Origin of the sequence: Streptomyces liliiviolaceus, assembly GCF_018070025.1 — a bacterium.
Classification (GTDB): Bacteria; Actinomycetota; Actinomycetes; order Streptomycetales; family Streptomycetaceae; genus Streptomyces; species Streptomyces liliiviolaceus.
This window is the reverse complement of the sequence record NZ_JAGPYQ010000001.1, coordinates 817,716-834,722: the sequence shown is the minus strand read 5'-3', so window position 1 is coordinate 834,722 and position 17,007 is coordinate 817,716. Positions and strand designations below refer to the sequence as shown.

The window sequence follows — 17,007 nt, the reverse complement described above, 5'->3', positions numbered from 1 at the left end:
AACATGACGGCCCGTCAGATCAGGGAACCGGACGCCGGTCACCCGGCCCGGGGAGGAGCCCGCCGATGGACGCCACCTTCACCGCGGAACAGGACGAGATCCGCCGCACCCTCCGTGAGCTGCTCCTCAAACGCTGTGGCCCGGAGGAGGTCAGGTCCGCGGTGCGGACCGCGGACGGCTACGACCCCGGCCTCTGGGAGGCCCTCGCCCAGCAGCTCGGCCTGCCCGGCCTCGCCCTCCCCGAGGCGTACGGGGGAGTGGGGTGCACGACGTCCGAACTCGCCCTCGCGGCGGAGGAGATGGGGCGTGCCCTCGCCCCGTCGCCCCTCCTCGCCACCGCCGTGCTCGGCGCGCCCCTCGTGCTCGGCCTCGGCAGCGCGGACCAGCGCGCCGCGCTGCTGCCCCGTATCGCCTCCGGTGAACTCACCGCCGCCCTCGTCGTACCGGGGGCGGCGCTGACCACCGCCCTCGGCCTGACCGGCGGCAACCGCGGCGACTGGGCGGGCGGCGGACGGGCCGGCGGTGTACAGGCGCGGCGGGCCGACGGCGGGTGGCGGCTGTACGGGCAGGCCGACCAGGTGCTCGACGGGCACAGCGCCGACCTGCTGGTCGTCGCCGCGCACACCGGCGGCTTCGCCCGCCCGCGCACCCTCTTCTTCCTTGTGCGGGAGCTCGTACGGGAGGGGGTGACCCGCGTACGGCAGACCTCCCTCGACGAGACCCGTTCGCAGAGCCGCATCCAATTGCGGGATGTGGAAGCCGAGTTGCTGGGGGACGGGGACGGGGACGGCGCGGACGTCGGCGGTGTCCTCGTGCGCGTGGGGGACTCGGCCGCCGCCGTCCTCGCCGCGGAGGCCGTCGGCGGCGCCGACCGCGTACTGGAACGGACCGTGGAGTACGTCAAGCAGCGTGAGCAGTTCGGGCGGGCGATCGGGTCGTTCCAGGCGGTGAAGCACCGGCTGGCCGATCTGTACGTACAGGTCCAGGGCGCGCGCTCCGCCGCCTACTACGCGGCCTGGGCGACCGTCGAGGGCCGGGAGCGGGTCGGCGGACTCGCGCTCGCGCAGGCTCTGGAGGCGCTGCGCGTCTGCGCCTCCGAGGCCGTTCAGCTGCACGGCGGGATCGGGTTCACCTGGGAGCACGAGGCGCATCTGTACTTCAAGCGGGCGGCCGGTGACGAACTGCTCTTCGGGCCGGTGCACCGGCTGCGCGCGTACGCGGCGCAGGAGGCACGGCTCTTCGGCGGCGGGGAGGTGGCGGTCTGATGACCGTGTCCCCGTCCCGGCGGCCCGGGGTGCGGCTGGTGCAGAAGGTGTCCTCTACCCGCGGTTTCGCGAAGGTCGCACCGCACGTCGTGCCGGCGCTGGACCGCGCGGTGCACCGGCTCACGCGCGGAAAGGTGCTGCTCAGCGCTCAGATGCTGCCCGGTGTCATCCTCACGGCGCGGGGCGCGAGGAGCGGGCTGCCCAGGCGTACGCCGCTGGCCTGCATGCCGGAGACGCGTACCAGGGAGGACGCGGTCGAGGGCGGGGCCGGGGGTGAGGGCGGGGGCGAGGGTGCCGTCGGGAGCTGGATTCTCATCGGGTCCAACTTCGGGCGTACGGACCATCCCGCCTGGACCGCCAATCTGCTCGCGCACCCGGACGCGGAGATCAACTGGAAGGGCCGGGACATCCCGGTGACCGCCCGTCTGCTGGCCGGTGCGGAACGGGACGCGGTGTGGCGGGCGCTGCTGGAGTTCTGGCCGCCGTACGCGACGTACCAGGCGCGGGTGGAGCGGGAGATCCGGCTGTTCCGGATCGTGCGGAGATGACGGGCTTATGAGGATATGACGGGCTCGTACGGAGGTGAAGGGCTCGTGCGGAGATGACGGGTGCGGGCCTGGACCTGGACCCGGTCCCGGGAGCGCGACAGGCGGCAGTCCACCGGGGAATCTTCCGGGGTGAACTGCCGCCCGTGTGACAGGACGTGTGCCTGGAAGCGGCGAGCCGGGAACGTGCGGAATGTCTGGGCGGCCTACTTGGTCGGCTTCTTGCCCGTGACACCCAGGTGCACCAGCAGCGCCAGGTTCGGCTTCAGTTCAGCCTGCTTGACGCCCCACGTCTGGAAGCCCTTCTGGTGCGAGGCCACCGCCGCGAGCATCGCCACGAGGGAGCCCGCCATGGCCGCGGGGTTGACGTCCTTGTCGACCTTGCCCTTGGCCTGGAGCTCCTTGACCGTGTCCGTGAGGGAGTTGTTCACGGAGTTGAGGATCTTCATACGGATCTTGTAGAAGCGTTTGTCGCCCTCGGCGGCGCCCAGGTCGACGACCCGGAGGATGGCATCGTTTTTGCGCCAGAACTCAAGGAATCCGTCCACGAGTTCCTGCGCGGTCTGCCAGCCCGCCTTGCCGACCCAGGAGCGTCCTTCGAGGACCTCGGTCAACCCGGCTCCCTCGGCCGCCATTTGCTCGGCGATCTCCAGGACGGCGCCTTCGACGTCCGGGAAGTACTGGTAGAAGGTCGCCGGTGAAGTGCCCGCCTTCCGGGCGACGTCGATGACTTTGACGTCGCGGTAGGGCGAGGAGCTGAGCATCTCGCTGAGGCAGTCGAGCAGCTTCTGCCGCGTCGCCTGCCCGCGCCGACCGGCCACACGGCCGTCGACGGTACGCACTTGTCCTGTCATGCCGTCAGCTTACCGAGGGGTGATCGGAGCGCGATTCGGCCGACTGCAAATGGGGTGCACCGACCTGCGGAGCGGTGGAGCCGCCCGCTCTGCGGGATCGGCGGAACGCCGTTAGCTTGGCCGCATGGCTGGATCTGACTCTGCCGCGTTCGCCGAGGGCGTCCCCTGCTGGATCGACGCCCAGCTGCCGGACGTCGAGGCGGGCAAGCGTTTCTACGGCGGACTGTTCGGCTGGACCTTCGACTCCGCGGACCCTGCGGACCCTGCGGACCTCACGGACCTCACGGACCCCGCCGGTCCCTCGGAGGGCGCCGCACCCTCCGAGGCAGGGGCCGAGGCAGGGGCCGGGACCAGGGCAGGTACCAGGGCCGAGGCCGAGGCCGCGCAGTGGGCCGACAGTCCGTACGCGGGCGCCGTGCGGGCGCGGCTCGGCGGGGAACCCGTCGCGGCCCTCGTACCGAAGCGGGACGGGCGGATGCCCACCGTCTGGACGGTCTGGTTCGCCACCCCGGACGCCCACGACATGGCCGACCGCATCCGCAAGGGGGGCGGCCAGATCGTCACGACCCCCGTGCCGGTGGGCCCGTACGGGATCGGGGCCCTCGCCGCCGACCCCGAGGGCGCGGTCTTCGGGCTCTGGGAGGCCGGTACGCACCCCGGCTTCGGCGGCAGCCGCGGGACGGGCACCTTCAGCTGGGTCGAGCTGTACTCACGGGACACCGCCACCGCCGACGCCTTCTATCCCGGTCTCTTCCGCGAGGCCCTCTTCGGGCCGGGCGTCACCCGGGAATTCGGCCGCGCCCACATCTCCGACGTCTATCCCGCCGAGATGCCGCCCCATTTCCTCGTGCACTTCGGGGTCCAGGACTGCGAGGCGGCGCTCGGCGCGGTGGCGAGGCTCGGCGGCCGGGTCCAGGCGCCGCCCTTCGACACCTCGTACGGACGGGTGGCCGTCGTCAGTGATAATCAGGGGGCGTCGTTCGCGCTGCTGCAGCGCCGCGACGGCGGATGAGGCGTCCACGATGGGGGACGAGTCATGCTCCAGCGCGGAATTTCAGGTTTCTGCGCCGCTGAAATAGACGATGCTCCAGGGCCGAAACCCGTGCGGGAAGCTCTGAAAGGCACCGAAAAGCCCCGGCCGACGTTGAAAATCAAGGCGGCGGCGGGCTTTTTGCCCGGGAATGGTGGGAGACATCCCGAATGGGTCCCGGGTTCGCAACCGGAGCGCAGGACAGGAAGAATCGGGGTGCGTACCGCCGGATCGGTTCGGTGGTGAGACGCTGCGCAGTGGCTGAAGCTGCGGCTGGAGCGGTGGCTGGAAGCGCGGCCGCGTACGGGGAGGTGGCAGGCAAGTGGTGGATCAGCTGACACAGCACGATCCGCGGCGGATCGGGCCGTTCGAGGTGCTGGGACGGCTGGGCGCCGGCGGCATGGGGCTGGTCTATCTCGCGCGCTCGGCCTCGGGCCGGCGCGTGGCGATCAAGACGGTCAGGACCGAGCTCGCCGAGGACCAGCTGTTCCGCGTCCGCTTCTCGCGCGAGGTCGAGGCGGCCCGTGCCGTCTCCGGCTTCTACACGGCGGCCGTCGTCGACGCCGACGCGCGCGCGGCCGTGCCCTGGCTGGCCACCGCGTACGTGCCCGCGCCCTCCCTCGAAGAGATAGTGACCGAGTGCGGGCCCATGCCGGCCCAGGCGGTCCGCTGGCTCGCCGCGGGCGTCGCCGAGGCGCTGCAGTCCATCCACGGCGCCGGTCTCGTCCACCGCGACCTGAAGCCGTCGAACGTCCTCGTCGTCGAGGACGGGCCGCGCGTCATCGACTTCGGTATCGCCTCCGGTGTCTCGAACACGCGTTTGACGATGACGAACGTCGCCGTCGGTACGCCCGCGTACATGTCACCCGAGCAGGCGAAGGACTCCCGCAGCGTGACCGGCGCGAGCGACGTCTTCTCGCTCGGCTCGATGCTCGTCTTCGCCGCCACGGGTCACGCGCCCTTCCACGGCGCGAACCCCGTCGAGACCGTCTTCATGCTGCTCAGGGAGGGGCCGGACCTCGAAGGGCTCCCCGACGAACTGCGTCCGCTGATCGAGTCCTGCATGCAGATGGACGCGACGGCCCGCCCCAACCCGGCCGACCTCCAGGCCCAACTGGCACCCCACCTCTTCGGCTCCGGCTCCGACGACAGCGGTACCGCGTCCGCGTGGCTGCCCGAGCGGGCCGTCAGCCTCATCGAGACGCGGCGCGGCGGCCGGCCCGCCCCGAAGCCCTCGTCCGGCCGCAGCGGCGGACGCGGGGTGGCCGTGGTGCCGCCCCCGCCGCCGCACGACCCGCCGATCCCGCCCATGCCGTCGTCCGGGCCGCCGCGCATGCCGGTCGGCGCGGGCGTCGGCCGGCCGGGCGGTGCGCCCGACGTCGGGCCCGTACGTCTCGCCGGTGCCCAGGTGCCGATCGGGCCGGGCCCGCGCGTCGCCGACGCCCGCGCGGCGGCGGTGAAGGCGCCTCCCCCCGAGGCCGGACTCGCCGCCGCCTGGTCCCGCTCGCGCCCCGGCGTGAACGGCGCCGAGCCCGTGGCGGCCGTCCCCGCGCCCGCCGGGCCCGACGGCGGCTCCTCCTGGCGGCCGTGGCGCTTCCGTATGTCGAACGACGTGTGGGGGACGCCCGCCGTCGCCGGAGACCTGGTCTACGTCACCTCCTTCGAGGTGCACGCGCTGGACGTGGCCACCGGGCGGCGCCGCTTCAAGACGCGCGACGTCGCCTGGTCGATGGCGGTCGCCGACGGGCGCGTGCACGCGTCCGACGGGCCCACGCTCTTCGCGCTGGACGCCCGCGAGGGCACCGACCTGTGGCGGCTGCCGACCGACGCCTGGGTGTACTCCCTCAAGGCCGACCGCGGCACGGTCGTCACCGGCACCCGCGGTGGCGGCGTACAGGCCTGGGAGGCCGCCAACGGGCAGAAGCTCTGGGAGATCACCGGCGCCCAGACGGACTTCGAGTCGCCGGAGGCCGGTCCCGCCGTCCACGACGGCACGGTCTACGTCTGGAAGGACGCCCGGCTGCGCGCGCTCGAAGCCCGTACGGGGGACGAGCGCTGGTCGTACCCGATCGGCGACGCGGCCTCCTGCGGGGGCGTGCCCGTCCGGATCACGCACGCCGACGACGGATACGTGTACGTGTCCGCCGGGACGCGCGTCCTCGCCATCGACATCGCCGGCGGGCATGTGCGCTGGCACTTCGAGGCGCCGGCGGTGTTCCTGAGCGCGCCCACGTTCGCGCCGGGGCCGGCCGTCACGGGGGGCGGGGTGTACCTCGCCGACTACCTCGGCACGGTGTACGCGCTCGACGCCACCGACGGGCGTGACCGCTGGCGCATCGCGACGGAGGCGCGGTCCTCCATCGACCCGGTGCTCGTCTCGGCGGGGCATGTCCATGTGGGCAGCGGCAAGGGGCTCTACACCCTGGACGCGGTCACGGGGACGCCGAAGTGGCGCTTCCAGGCGGGCGGCGACCTGGTGGGGGCGCCGGCCGTGGCCGACGGCCGCATCCACTTCGGCTCGACCGACCACCTGCTGTACACGCTGAAGGCGGACGACGGCCGGCTGCGCTGGAAGCTGGCCACCGGTGGGGAGATCACGGGGTCTCCGGTCGTCAAGGACGGGGTGGTGTACGCGTGCAGCAAGGATCGGTGCGTGTACGCACTGGACGCGGAAAAGGGAACGGGCACGGCCCGCTCCTGAACCGGGGTTCCACCGGCCGGCTCCGCGCCACGCGCGTGCCCTGCGGGTTCGTGGTGAGTGCGGGCCCGTCGTGGCCGGTCGCGCAGTTCCCCGCGCCCCTGGGTGGGGGGTGGCTCGGGCCGGGTTTTGACCGCGGGCCGGTGGGGGTTGAGCGCGCCGTTCCCCGCGCCCCTGAGGGGCGAAGGCCGGCGGGCGCCTGAAGGGAAAAGCTGGGGCGCAGCCCCGCTTTTCAGGGGCGCGGGGAACGGCGCGCTCAGCCACGATGCGCCCGCGGTCGAGTCTCCGGCCGACACCCCCACCCCCTCAGGGGCGCGGGGAACGGCGCGACCGGCCCCCACCCGCCCGCAGGGGAGGGTTCAGCGGGTTCGGGATGTTGGGGATCGGGTGTTGAAGAGGTGTGTCTGGGCGTCGGGCGGCAGGTTGCCCAGCGTGATCAGTTGGGGTGCCTGCGACAGCGCCGCCGTCCGCGTGGCCTCCTGGGCCGACCACAGGGCACGGACCGTGCCCTGCACCGCCGCCGGCGGGTAGGACGCGATCACGGTCGCGCAGCGCACCGCCGCCTCCACCGACTCCCCCGGCTCCGTCACCTCCGACACCAGCCCCACCTCGTACGCCCGCCGCGCGGACACCCGTTCGGCCGTTCCCATCAGGGCCATGCGGGCCACCTCCCCGAACGGTGTCCGCTGGGCCAGGTACACGGACTCGTACGCGCTGACCATGCCGTACGTCGTGTGCGGATCGAAGAACGTGGCCGTCTCGTCCGCGATCACGAAGTCCGCCTCGCCGAGCAGATAGAACGCCCCGCCGCACGCCATCCCGTTCACCGCGGCGATCACCGGCTTCCACAGGTCGGACGCCTTCGGGCCGATCGAGGCGAGTGGGTCGTCGAGCATGTAGGGAGACGCCGGCTGCGGAATCTCCGCGTCGCGGTCGAGGCCCGTCGAGAACGCCCGGTCGCCGGCCCCGGTGAGGACGATCGCCCGTATGGAATCGTCGAATCTGAACTCCGCCCAGAGCGACTTAAGTTGAGCCGTCATCTCCAGGTCGATGGCGTTCAGGCGGTCCGGGCGGTCCAGTGTCACCACCGCGACGCCCGTCTCCTTGTCGGTGGTGGTCCGCAGGGCGGTCATGGCCGCTCCAGGACCCAGCGCGGCAGCCGGGGGCCGTCCCTGCCGTCCCCAACGCCGGTACCGAACACCACCTGCACCCGCGCCCCGATCCGGATCCGTTCCCCCGCCACCGAGTTGAGAGGCGCGTCCGGGCCGCTGACGAGGTTGCCCACCAGCCGGATCCGCCGCGCTTCCGCCAGTTCGACGACGACCACGTTGTACGGGGCCTGCGCCGCGTAGTCCGGCAGGAGCGGGGGGTGCGGGATCACGTACGACCAGATACGGCCCCGGCCGCTCATCCTGCGCCACTCGCTGTCGAAGGAGTGGCAGTGCGGGCAGCAGGGGCGGGGCGGGAAGCGCAGTTCCCCGCAGCCGGGTTCGGCGCAGGCCTGGACGCGCAGTTCGCCGCGGGCCGCGTACTCCCAGAAGGGGGCGCCGTCGTCGTCCACCACAGGTGTGAGCATGTGCACTCCTCAGGTCCTCAGAAGCAGGGCGGAGGTCGGGACGCCCTCGCCCGCCGTCACCAGACAGGTCGCCGCGCCCGGCACCTGCGCCGTACTGGTCCCCCTGAGCTGCTTCACGCCCTCGTTGATGAGGTTGAAGCCATGGACGTACGCCTCCGAGAGGCCGCCCCCGCTCGTGTTCAGCGGCAGCCGGCCGCCGATCTCCAGGGCGCCCCCTTCCGTGAAGGCGCCGCCCTCGCCCCGGCCGCAGAAGCCGTAGCCCTCAAGGGAGAGCGGGATGAGCGGGGTGAACGCGTCGTAGATCTGGGCGACGTCCACGTCCTCCGGGGTGAAGTCCGCCTGCTTCCAGAGGTGGCGGGCGGCCGTCCAGGCGGGGCCCGTCAGCGGGTCGTCGTTCCAGTAGTTGACCATTCCGTGGTGCTGGGCGGGCAGGCCCTGGGCGGCGGAGTGCACGTACACGGGCCGCTGTCGGCAGTCGCGGGCGCGTTCGGCGGAGACGATCACGCAGGCCAGCGCCCCGTCCGTCTCCAGGCAGTTGTCGAACAGGCAGAGCGGCTCGCTGATCCAGCGTGAGGTCATGTACATGTCCCGGGTCAGCGGTCGTTCGTACATCATCGCCGCGGGGTTCTGGTTGGCCCGGTTGCGGCAGGCGAGGGCCACGTTGAAGAGGTGGTCGCGGGTCGCCCCGTACTCGTGCAGATAGCGGCGGGTGAGCATGGCTATCTCGTCGGCGGGGCGCAGGAGGCCGAAGGGGCGGGTCCACTGGGCGGGGGTGGGGAGTTGGACGGCCGTGTTCTTCCACGGACGCGGTCCGCTGCCGCGTTTGCGGGAGCGCCAGGCGACGCCGACCGTGGCCTGGCCGGTGGCCACCGCGGACGCCAGATGCGCGACCGTGGCGCATGAACCGCCGCCCCCGAAGCCGACCTTGCTGAAGAAGCTGAGGTCGCCGAACCCGACGGCCTTGGCGACCTCGACCTCGTCGGTCTCCTCCATGGTGTAGGAGGCGAGCGCGTCGACCTCGGCCGGTGAGATCCCCGCGTCGTCGAGGGCGGCGAGGATCGCCCGACAGGCCAAGGTCTTCTCGCTGTCGGGGAGTTGCTTGGCGAAAGGCGTCTGTCCGATCCCGACGACGGCGGTCGCGTCCTTGAGCCCCGCTGCCCCTGTGCCTGCCATGGGCGTACCTCCACGACGGTCCACGAATGCTGACAGGGCGTCAGGCTACAGCTAATCTGACGGGTAGTCAGCTAGCGGTCGTCCGGCCGATCGATCGGACGACCGCTCGGGCGGCGGAGGGAGGCCTGCTGTGCGCGGTGACTTGGAGTGGGAGACGATCCCGGGGCTCGTGCGGGCGGCGGCCGAGCGGTACGCGGACGTGGAGGCGGTCGTCGAGGGCCGTACCCGCGTCACGTACGCGGAGCTGGGCGCCCGGGTGGAACGCGCGGCGGCGGCCTGCGTCGCGAACGGCGTGGAACCCGGCGACCGGGTGGCCATCTGGGCGCCCAACACCCTGGACTGGATGACGTCCGCCCTCGGCGCGGTGTCGGCGGGCGCGGTCCTCGTCCCGCTGAACACCCGCTTCAAGGGGACGGAGGCCGCGTACGTACTGGCCCGGAGCCGGACGAAACTGCTGTTCGTGACCGGTACGTTCCTGGGGACCTCGTACGTGGCGTCCCTGCGGCGGGCCTGCGTCGAGAGCGAGGAGCCGGACGGCACCGGCGCCGGCACGGGCACGCGTACCGGCCGGGGCGAGGGCCCCCTCCCGGGGCTTCCGCATCTGGAGCAGGTGGTCGTCCTGTCCGACGACGCCCCCGCCGACTTCCGTACCTGGAAGGACTTCCTGGCGAGCGGGGACGGCGTGGGGGAGGCCGAGGTGCGGGCCCGGGCCTCGGCGCTCGACCCGTCCGCCCCCTCGGACATCATCTTCACCTCGGGCACCACGGGCCGCCCCAAGGGCGCCGTGATCACGCACGCGCAGACCCTGCGGGCGTACGACGTCTGGTGCGAACTGGCCGGTCTGCGCGAGGGCGACCGCTATCTGATCGTGAACCCCTTCTTCCACACCTTCGGCTACAAGGCGGGCGTCATCGCCTGTCTGATGCGGGGCGCGACGATGATCCCGCAGCCGGTGTTCAACGTGGACACGGTCCTCGCGAACGTGGCCTCGGAACGCATCTCGGTGCTCCCCGGCCCGCCCACCCTCCACCAGTCCCTCCTGGACCACCCCAACCGTGACGCGTACGACCTCTCGGCCCTGCGGCTGGTGGTGACGGGCGCGGCGGTCGTGCCGCTGCTGCTGGTGGAGCGGCTGCGGGCGGAACTGGGCGTGGGCACGGTCCTCACCGCCTACGGACTCTCCGAGGCCAGCGGGATCGTCACGATGTGCCGCCGCGGCGACGAGCCGGACGTCATCGCGTCCACGTCCGGCCGCGCGATCCCCGGCACGGAGGTGCGGGTCGTGGACGGGGAGGGCACGGCCGTCGCCCCCGGCACCCCGGGCGAGGTCCTGGTCCGCGGCTTCAACGTCATGCGTGGCTATTACGAGGACGCCCCCGCCACCTCGGAGGCGATGACCCCGGACGGCTGGCTGCGCACCGGCGACATCGGCGTCCTGGACGCGGCCGGCAACCTCAGGATCACCGACCGCATCAAGGACATGTTCATCGTCGGCGGCTTCAACGCCTACCCGGCGGAGATAGAGCAACTCCTCGGCCTGCACCCGGACATCGCCGACGTGGCCGTGATCGGCGTCCCCGACGCCCGGCTCGGCGAGGTCGGCAAGGCCTATGTCGTACGCCGTCCCGGTGTCCCGCTCACCGGCGACGACCTGATCGCCTGGGCGCGCCGCGAGATGGCCAACTACAAGGTGCCCAGGGCGGTGGAGTTCGTCGCCGAACTGCCCAGGAACGCCAGCGGGAAGGTCGTGAAGGGGGAGCTGCGCAGGCGGCGTTGAGGGGCCCCGCCCTGTGCCGACGGGACCCCGGTCGCCCACGCGCCCACGCGGCCGTGCGCCCACGCGACCGTGCGCCCGTGGGCTATTCGCGGGCGGACAGCGCGTGGGCCGGGGCCGTGCGCAGGGCCTGCCGGGTGGGGAGTTCGACCGTGACGAAGGCCGTGCAGATCACGGTCAGCGCGACGGCCGGGAGCAGCCACACCGGGCCCGCGGGCCACGGCCGGTCCAGGAAGCCGATGCCGAGCAGCACGAGCGGGATCGCGGACAGCAGCAGCCCGGTGGCGACCGCGGCGACCCCGATCACCGCGGCCTCGCGGCGCATCATCGCGAGGATCTGGCGCGGGGTGGTGCCGTTGAGGCGGAGCGTGGCGATCTCGTTGCGCCGCTGGGCGGTCGTGGCGACCAGCTTGTTGGCGATGGACAGGAGCAGATAGCCGAGGAGTACGACGATGGTGGCGAGGTTGATCCAGACCGTCGCCGGTGCGTCGCTCAGGCTGTCGCCTGACCCGGTGTCGGTGGGCGCCAGGGCCAACCCGGGCCGGGACGCGGCCAGTTCGGCGAGGTTGCGCTCGGCGGCGTCGGTGCCGTCGGTGCGTACGAGGAGTCGCTGGTCGAGGCCGGCGGTGGTGTGCCCCGCGGCGAGGTCGTGGGAGAGCGCGACCGGGCCGAAGCCGAGGCCGCGGTCGTAGACGGCGACGACCTTCGGGCTGACCCGGCTGCCGTCCCCGAGGACGAGAGTGATCCGCTCGCCGACCTCCGCGCCACGGGAACGGGCGGCCTCGCTGTCGACGGCGACCGTGTCACCGGTGAGCCCGGCCAGGCTGCCGTCCCGTACGCCGAGGTCCAGGACGTCCGGCGCGGCCGGGGTGAGGATCATCGCGGAGGCGGCCTCGACCTCCGGTTCGCCGAACATCTCGTACTCCCACACGACCGTGGTGTCGCTGACCGGGGCCGCCGCCCGTACCCCGTCGGTCCGCCGGACGTCCGCCAGGGTGCCCGCGGGCACCCCGCCGAGTCCCGGTGCGCTCAGGTTCTGCTGGGCGAGCGTGCCGGTACGGGTGTCCTGCGCGGTGGCGCTCATGACGGTCGTCTGCGCGAGGGTGTAGGTCAGGACGAACACGACCGCCATGGCGAGCGCGCTGACGACCCCCGACAGCCGCAGGGCGTACCCGCGGATGTTCGCCACCGCGAGCCAGGTCGGGGCCGAGACCCCGGGCCGCAGCCGGCGGGCCGCCGTGTCGCCGATGCCCTTGACCAGGGCCGGTCCCGCCAAAGCGAGACCGATCGCGCCGATGATGCCGGCCATGGAGGTGGCCGCCGCGCCGAGGACCGTCCGGCTCAGCAGCGGCACCACCGAGAGTGTCGTCGCGGCGACGATCAGCAGCAGGCCCGAGCGGATCCGGACCTTCGAGGGGGTACGGGGCTCCACGCGCGACTCGGCGACCGCCTCCGTGGCCGGCAGCCGCGAGGTGCGCCACGCGGCACCGCGGGCCGACACCTGCACGGCGAGACCCAGGAGGAGAACGGTGGCGAGCGCGGGCAGCGGGCCGTAGGTGAGCGGCAGACCGGCCGGGATCACCTCGCGGTCGACGAGCATCCGCCGGAACTGCCCGGCCAGCAGATAGCCGAGGCCCACCCCGGGCACGACCGCCACGGCGGCGATGACCGAGGCCTGCGCGGCGGCCAGCCGTCTGATCTGCTTCGGGGTCGCGCCGACGGCCCGCATCAGGGCGAGGTCGCGGCGCTGGCCGCCGATCGACACGGCCAGGGCGCTCGCCAGCACGAACCCGATGATCATCATGACGATCCCGGAGAGCGAACCGGCGAGCAGGATCAGCAGCGAACGGGCCGCGCCCGCACCGGGGGAGGCGATGTCCCCGCGGTCGGAACCGGTGGAGACGATCACCTCGGCGCCGGCCTTGCCGGAAGCGGTTCCGTTCGCGTCCTTGCCGGCGTTCCTGCCGGCTTCCTCGACCGCCTCGCGGGCCGCGGCGGCCACCGAGGCCTCGGCGCCCGGCTCGGTGCGCAGACCGACCAGGTCGACGGTCCCGGCGCGCGCTCCCGCATTGCCGACGCTGCCGCTGCCGCCGTCGCGGCCCGCCAGCCGCCGGGCCGTCGGGTCGGCGAAGAGGATGCCCGCGCCCGGGGCGTCGACCACCGCCGTGACGCGGTACCCGGCGGCGGACCGGCCGGCCGCGACGATCTCGACCCGGTCGCCCGCCCGGACACCCGCGGCCTCGGCCGTCGCCCGGTCGAGCGCCACCTCGGCGGCGCCGGACGGCTCGTCGCCCCTGACCTCCGCATCCGTGAGCAGCTTCGTCGACGACCAGCCGTGACCGGCCGTCCGCGGCTCCTCGGCCGGTACGACGCGGCCGTCGGCGTCGACCACGGCGGCGGGGAAGCTGACGTCACCGACCGCCGCGGTGACCCCGGGCAGTTCGGCGAGCCGGTCGACCAGGGAGGCCGGGACCGTGCCGCGTTCCGGCAGGGCGATCGGCAGGTCCCCGGCCGGATGGAAGCTCTGGTCGGTGGAGACCACGACGCCGGCTCCGGCGAGCCGTCCGGCCGGCAGCTGGGAGCGCAGGCCGGACTCGGCCAGTACTCCCGTGCCGGTGATCAGGGCCGCGCCGCCGAGCACCGCGCACGCCACCGCGATCAGGGCGGTGATCCGGTGTCCTGCCATACGGACCGCGAGATGCAGCATGGTTCTAGACCTCTCCCAGCTTGACGAGACGGTCGGCCAGTTCGGGGGCGGTGGGCCGGTACAGGCGCTCCACCACCCGGCCGTCGGCCATCACCACCGCGTGATGGGCCTGGGCGGCGGCGGCCGGGTCGTGGGTGACCATCACCACCGTCTGGCGCAGCTCGTCGACCAGTTCGCGCAGCAGGCCCAGCACCTCGTGGGCGCTGCGCAGATCGAGGGCGCCGGTCGGCTCGTCGGCGAACACGACGGCGGGCTTCGCCACCAGGGCCCGTACGATCGCGGCCCGTTGCTGCTGGCCGCCGGAGAGTTCGGCGGGCCGGTGCGCCATCCGGTCGGCGAGACCGACCCGCTCGACCAGCGTCCGTACCCATTCCCGGTCCGGGGCGCGGCCCGCCAGCCGCAGCGGCAGCGTGATGTTGTCGGCGACGCTGAGGGCGGGGACCAGGTTGTAGGACTGGAACACGAAACCGATGTGCTCGCGGCGCAGTTCGGTACGGCGGGTCTCGTTCAGCCCGCTGATCTCACGCTCGCCGATACGGATGCTGCCCGAGGTGGGGGAGTCGAGACCGGCGGCGCAGTGCATCAGCGTGCTCTTGCCGGAGCCCGAGGGCCCCATCACGGCGAGGAACGTGCCGTGTTCGACGCTCAGCGACACGTCGTCGAGGGCGCGGACGCCTCCCGCGTACGTCTTGCTGACGTTGGCCAGCTCGATGGCCGGCGCGGTCGGTGCAGCCATCGGGTGGCCGGCTCCCGCGAGGACCCCGCTCATCGCCGGCCCCGCAGGTGACGGACGACGAGCGCGGTCACGCACACGGCGGTGACCCCGCCGCAGACCAGGTGGACCCCGGTGGAGGCGGCGCTGTAGGAGGCCACCATGTTGCCGACGGTGCTGATCACCAGGACCAGCCACAGCGCCGTACGCACGAAGCGGTCCCGGGTGATGCCTTCCCGGGGGGCGTCCTGCCGCGCCGGGTCCGTGCTTCCGGGGAAGCCGTCGAGGCGGTAGGGGTCCGTGGTCGTCATGGCTGTCCCTCTTCGGAGTCGTCGAGCTCTTCGGACCCTGTGCGGTGCGCGGCGCCTGGCGCCTGGTGCGCGGTGTGCGGTTCGCGGTTGGCGATTCGCGGTGTGCGACTCGCGCTGCGGGTCTCGCTGTCGTGGCTTCGAAGTTACGGATCAGGACCCCCGTCGGCCGAGCCCGCCAGCAGCCCGAGTGGGGGTACAGCAGGCTGTACCTCTACGCTCCTCCACGACAGTGGAACGGTCGCTCGCGCAGGGCTGTGGACGAGCGGGAGAGGAGGGGCGGATGCCGACCCCACCCGACGAGGGCGGCGAGGACAGGCCCGGTATCCGGGCCACCGTCGTCCGGGCGGCCGGCGCGGCCGTCGCCGCTCTCGAACAGCTCGTCGGCGGACTCGGCACCGCGCTGATGGCGCTGCTCGTTCTCTTCTGGGCCGCCGTGACCGCCGTGGCGTCCCTGGCGGGCGTCGGACTGCTGATGGCACCGCTCGTCCTGCGGGTCCTGCACGCGCTCGCCGGACGCGAACGCGACCGGCTCGGCCGGTGGGGACCCGAGGTGATCGGGCCGGACCCGGCGCCGACCGCGCTGCGGCTCGCCGTCGTCGACCCGACCACACGCCGCGAACTGCGCTGGCTGGCCCGCCACGCCTCGCTCGGTCTGCTGCTCGGCTTCGCCGGCCTGCTGCTGCCGCTGCTGGCCCTGCGCGACTCCCTCTTCCCGCTCTACTGGCGCCTGCTGCCGGAGGGCGCGACCAGTACGTCCCTCGGCATAGGGGTCGCGGAGACCTGGGCCGACGCGGCCGCCGCCGGCCTCCTGGGACTCGGCTGGACCGCCATCATCCTGGGCCTCAGCCCCGGCATGGCGCGCCTCCAGGCCCGGCCCGGCCGGGTCCTCCTCGCGGCCGGGCCCGACACGGACCTGTCCCTGCGGGTCGCGGAACTCACCGCCACCCGGGCCGCCGCCCTGGACGCCCACGCCACCGAACTGCGCCGTATCGAGCGCTCGTTGCACGACGGCACCCAGAACCGGCTCGTCACCGTCACCGTGCTCCTCGGCGCCGCACGCCGCATGGTCGCCCGCGATCCGGCGGGCGCCGAGGAACTCCTCGAACGCGCCCAGAGCGCCGCCGAACAGGCCCTGTCCGAACTGCGCTCGGTGGCCCGGGGCATCCTGCCGCCCGTCCTGGCCGACCGGGGGCTCGCCGGGGCGCTCACCGGACTCGCCGCGAGCTGTCCGGTGCCCTGCCGGATCGACGTCCAGGCGCCCGAGCGGTGCGCCGCGTCCGTGGAGGCGACCGCCTACTTCGTGGTCGCCGAGACCCTGACGAACATCGCCAAGCACAGCGGGGCACGGCAGGCGGCGGTCACGGTCCGCAGCGGTGGCGGGCGGCTGAGCCTGGACATCACCGACGACGGCCGGGGCGGCGCCGACGAGAAGGCCGGGTCCGGGCTCACCGGCATCCGCAACCGGATCGCCGCGCACGACGGCACCCTCGAACTGGCCAGCCCGCCCGGCGGCCCGACGACTCTCAAGGTGGAACTGCCATGCGGATTGTGATCGCCGAGGACGACGCGCTGCTGCGGGAGGGGCTGGCGCTGCTGCTGCGCGCGGAAGGGCTCGACGTGGTGGGGACGGCCAGTACCGGTGACGGCATCCTCGACGCCATCGACACCCACAAGCCGGATGTCGCCATCCTCGACGTACGGATGCCGCCGACGCACACCGACGAGGGGATCGTCGCGGCGGTGGAGGCCCGGCGGCGACGGCCCGATCTCGCGGTCCTCGTCCTGTCGGCGTACGTCGAGCAGTCGTTCGCCACGGAGTTGCTGGGCGGTGGGGTGACCGGGCTCGGCTATCTGCTCAAGGAGCGGGTGGGGCGGGTCGAGGAGTTCCTGGACGCGCTCCATCGCGTGGCGGGCGGGGGTACGGCGATCGACCCGGAGGTCGTCGCGCAGCTGTTCACCCGCAGTAGGCAGGACACCCGGCTGGAGCGGCTCAGTCCGCGCGAGCGGGATGTGCTCGCGCTGATGGCGGAGGGGCTCGGCAACGGGGCGATCGCCGAACGGCTCGTGGTCACGGAGGGGGCCGTGCACAAGCACATCCGCAGCATCTTCGCGAAGCTGGACCTGTCGCCGGCCGATCAGGTGGATCGGCGGGTGGCGGCGGTTCTTCGGTACCTGGATGATGCGCGGCGCAGGGCCTGACGGCCCGCCCGTCACGGGGAGTGCGTGGGGTGCGGGGTGCGTGGTGCGGTGCGGGTTCGGTGGGGGCTGGCCGCGCAGTTCCCCGCGCCCCTGGGGTGGGGGGGGTGGTTCCGGTTGGGTTGTGGGGTGCGGGTCGGTGGGGGCTGATCGCGCAGTTCCTCGC

At 73.2% G+C, this 17,007-nt stretch carries 14 protein-coding genes; 7 read left to right on the top strand and 7 right to left on the bottom strand.

Going from position 1 to position 17,007, the window contains the following annotated elements; all coding sequences use genetic code 11:
- Window positions 1–65 precede the first annotated feature (65 nt).
- Together J8N05_RS03570 and J8N05_RS03565 are read left to right on the top strand one after the other, a co-directional pair.
- The gene (locus J8N05_RS03570; protein ID WP_210881021.1) at window positions 66–1,265 is read left to right on the top strand and encodes an acyl-CoA dehydrogenase family protein; all 1,200 of its coding nucleotides are present in this window, start codon (window positions 66–68) and stop codon (window positions 1,263–1,265) included.
- Window positions 1,265–1,813: a nitroreductase family deazaflavin-dependent oxidoreductase gene (locus J8N05_RS03565; protein WP_210881020.1), complete on the top strand. Its 549-nt coding sequence runs from the start codon at window positions 1,265–1,267 to the stop codon at window positions 1,811–1,813. The genes J8N05_RS03570 and J8N05_RS03565 overlap by 1 nt, the downstream gene beginning before the upstream one ends.
- Window positions 1,814–2,016: 203 nt before the next feature.
- Here the strand turns inward: J8N05_RS03565 and J8N05_RS03560 are convergent, their stop codons facing one another.
- Window positions 2,017–2,664: a TetR family transcriptional regulator gene (locus J8N05_RS03560; protein WP_210881019.1), complete on the bottom strand. Its 648-nt coding sequence runs from the start codon at window positions 2,662–2,664 to the stop codon at window positions 2,017–2,019.
- Window positions 2,665–2,788: 124 nt separating this feature from the next.
- Between J8N05_RS03560 and J8N05_RS03555 the strand changes: the two genes are divergently transcribed.
- Together J8N05_RS03555 and J8N05_RS03550 are read left to right on the top strand one after the other, a co-directional pair.
- Window positions 2,789–3,676 carry a VOC family protein gene (locus tag J8N05_RS03555; RefSeq protein ID WP_210881018.1) on the top strand — a complete coding sequence of 296 codons (888 nt, stop codon included), beginning with the start codon at window positions 2,789–2,791 and terminating at the stop codon, window positions 3,674–3,676.
- A 340-nt stretch (window positions 3,677–4,016) separates the two neighbouring features.
- Window positions 4,017–6,395: a serine/threonine-protein kinase gene (locus J8N05_RS03550; RefSeq protein WP_210881017.1), complete on the top strand. Its 2,379-nt coding sequence runs from the start codon at window positions 4,017–4,019 to the stop codon at window positions 6,393–6,395.
- Window positions 6,396–6,751: 356 nt separating this feature from the next.
- On the opposite strand, the gene J8N05_RS03545 is transcribed toward J8N05_RS03550, so the two are convergent.
- Genes J8N05_RS03545 through J8N05_RS03535 form a run of 3 tightly spaced genes read right to left on the bottom strand, consistent with a single transcriptional unit; the run spans window position 6,752 to window position 9,141 of the window.
- Window positions 6,752–7,525, bottom strand: a complete 774-nt coding sequence (locus J8N05_RS03545; RefSeq protein WP_210881016.1) for an enoyl-CoA hydratase/isomerase family protein — start codon at window positions 7,523–7,525, stop codon at window positions 6,752–6,754.
- Window positions 7,522–7,968: a Zn-ribbon domain-containing OB-fold protein gene (locus J8N05_RS03540; protein WP_210881015.1), complete on the bottom strand. Its 447-nt coding sequence runs from the start codon at window positions 7,966–7,968 to the stop codon at window positions 7,522–7,524. Before J8N05_RS03540 ends, J8N05_RS03545 begins: the two co-directional genes overlap by 4 nt.
- A 9-nt stretch (window positions 7,969–7,977) precedes the next feature.
- The gene (locus J8N05_RS03535) at window positions 7,978–9,141 is read right to left on the bottom strand and encodes a lipid-transfer protein (protein ID WP_210881014.1); all 1,164 of its coding nucleotides are present in this window, start codon (window positions 9,139–9,141) and stop codon (window positions 7,978–7,980) included.
- Between the two features lie 130 nt (window positions 9,142–9,271).
- Here J8N05_RS03535 and J8N05_RS03530 point away from each other — a divergent pair, with 130 nt between their 5' ends.
- Entirely contained in the window at window positions 9,272–10,918 is a 1,647-nt protein-coding gene (locus tag J8N05_RS03530) for a fatty acid--CoA ligase family protein (RefSeq protein ID WP_210881013.1), read from the top strand.
- Window positions 10,919–11,000: 82 nt separating this feature from the next.
- On the opposite strand, the gene J8N05_RS03525 is transcribed toward J8N05_RS03530, so the two are convergent.
- The 3 genes from J8N05_RS03525 to J8N05_RS03515 are packed head-to-tail and all read right to left on the bottom strand — an operon-like array spanning window position 11,001 to window position 14,645.
- Window positions 11,001–13,622, bottom strand: a complete 2,622-nt coding sequence (locus J8N05_RS03525) for an ABC transporter permease (RefSeq protein ID WP_210881012.1) — start codon at window positions 13,620–13,622, stop codon at window positions 11,001–11,003.
- Between the two features lie 4 nt (window positions 13,623–13,626).
- On the bottom strand, window positions 13,627–14,358 hold the full coding sequence (locus J8N05_RS03520; protein ID WP_247706130.1) for an ABC transporter ATP-binding protein: 732 nt from the start codon (window positions 14,356–14,358) through the stop codon (window positions 13,627–13,629).
- 29 nt (window positions 14,359–14,387) lie between these two features.
- A complete protein-coding gene (locus tag J8N05_RS03515; RefSeq protein WP_210881010.1) occupies window positions 14,388–14,645 on the bottom strand; it encodes a hypothetical protein in 258 nt (85 codons plus the stop codon).
- 280 nt (window positions 14,646–14,925) lie between these two features.
- Between J8N05_RS03515 and J8N05_RS03510 the strand changes: the two genes are divergently transcribed.
- Window positions 14,926–16,197 (top strand): sensor histidine kinase, encoded by a 1,272-nt coding sequence (locus J8N05_RS03510; protein ID WP_210881009.1) that lies wholly within the window; start codon window positions 14,926–14,928, stop codon window positions 16,195–16,197.
- The gene (locus J8N05_RS03505) at window positions 16,185–16,844 is read left to right on the top strand and encodes a response regulator (protein ID WP_210881008.1); all 660 of its coding nucleotides are present in this window, start codon (window positions 16,185–16,187) and stop codon (window positions 16,842–16,844) included. Before J8N05_RS03510 ends, J8N05_RS03505 begins: the two co-directional genes overlap by 13 nt.
- The last annotated feature ends 163 nt before the right edge of the window (window positions 16,845–17,007 follow it).

Excerpts from the sequence above, each read along its gene's own strand:
- J8N05_RS03570 (WP_210881021.1), top strand. The coding sequence starts at position 66 with ATGGACGCCACCTTCACCGCGGAACAGGACGAGATCCGCCGCACCCTC.
- J8N05_RS03545 (WP_210881016.1), bottom strand. The coding sequence starts at position 7,525 with ATGACCGCCCTGCGGACCACCACCGACAAGGAGACGGGCGTCGCGGTG.
- J8N05_RS03510 (WP_210881009.1), top strand. The coding sequence starts at position 14,926 with ATGCCGACCCCACCCGACGAGGGCGGCGAGGACAGGCCCGGTATCCGG.
- J8N05_RS03540 (WP_210881015.1), bottom strand. The coding sequence starts at position 7,968 with ATGCTCACACCTGTGGTGGACGACGACGGCGCCCCCTTCTGGGAGTAC.
- J8N05_RS03560 (WP_210881019.1), bottom strand. The coding sequence starts at position 2,664 with ATGACAGGACAAGTGCGTACCGTCGACGGCCGTGTGGCCGGTCGGCGC.
- J8N05_RS03525 (WP_210881012.1), bottom strand. The coding sequence starts at position 13,622 with ATGCTGCATCTCGCGGTCCGTATGGCAGGACACCGGATCACCGCCCTG.
- J8N05_RS03565 (WP_210881020.1), top strand. The coding sequence starts at position 1,265 with ATGACCGTGTCCCCGTCCCGGCGGCCCGGGGTGCGGCTGGTGCAGAAG.
- J8N05_RS03555 (WP_210881018.1), top strand. The coding sequence starts at position 2,789 with ATGGCTGGATCTGACTCTGCCGCGTTCGCCGAGGGCGTCCCCTGCTGG.
- J8N05_RS03515 (WP_210881010.1), bottom strand. The coding sequence starts at position 14,645 with ATGACGACCACGGACCCCTACCGCCTCGACGGCTTCCCCGGAAGCACG.
- J8N05_RS03520 (WP_247706130.1), bottom strand. The coding sequence starts at position 14,358 with ATGGCTGCACCGACCGCGCCGGCCATCGAGCTGGCCAACGTCAGCAAG.
- J8N05_RS03505 (WP_210881008.1), top strand. The coding sequence starts at position 16,185 with ATGCGGATTGTGATCGCCGAGGACGACGCGCTGCTGCGGGAGGGGCTG.
- J8N05_RS03535 (WP_210881014.1), bottom strand. The coding sequence starts at position 9,141 with ATGGCAGGCACAGGGGCAGCGGGGCTCAAGGACGCGACCGCCGTCGTC.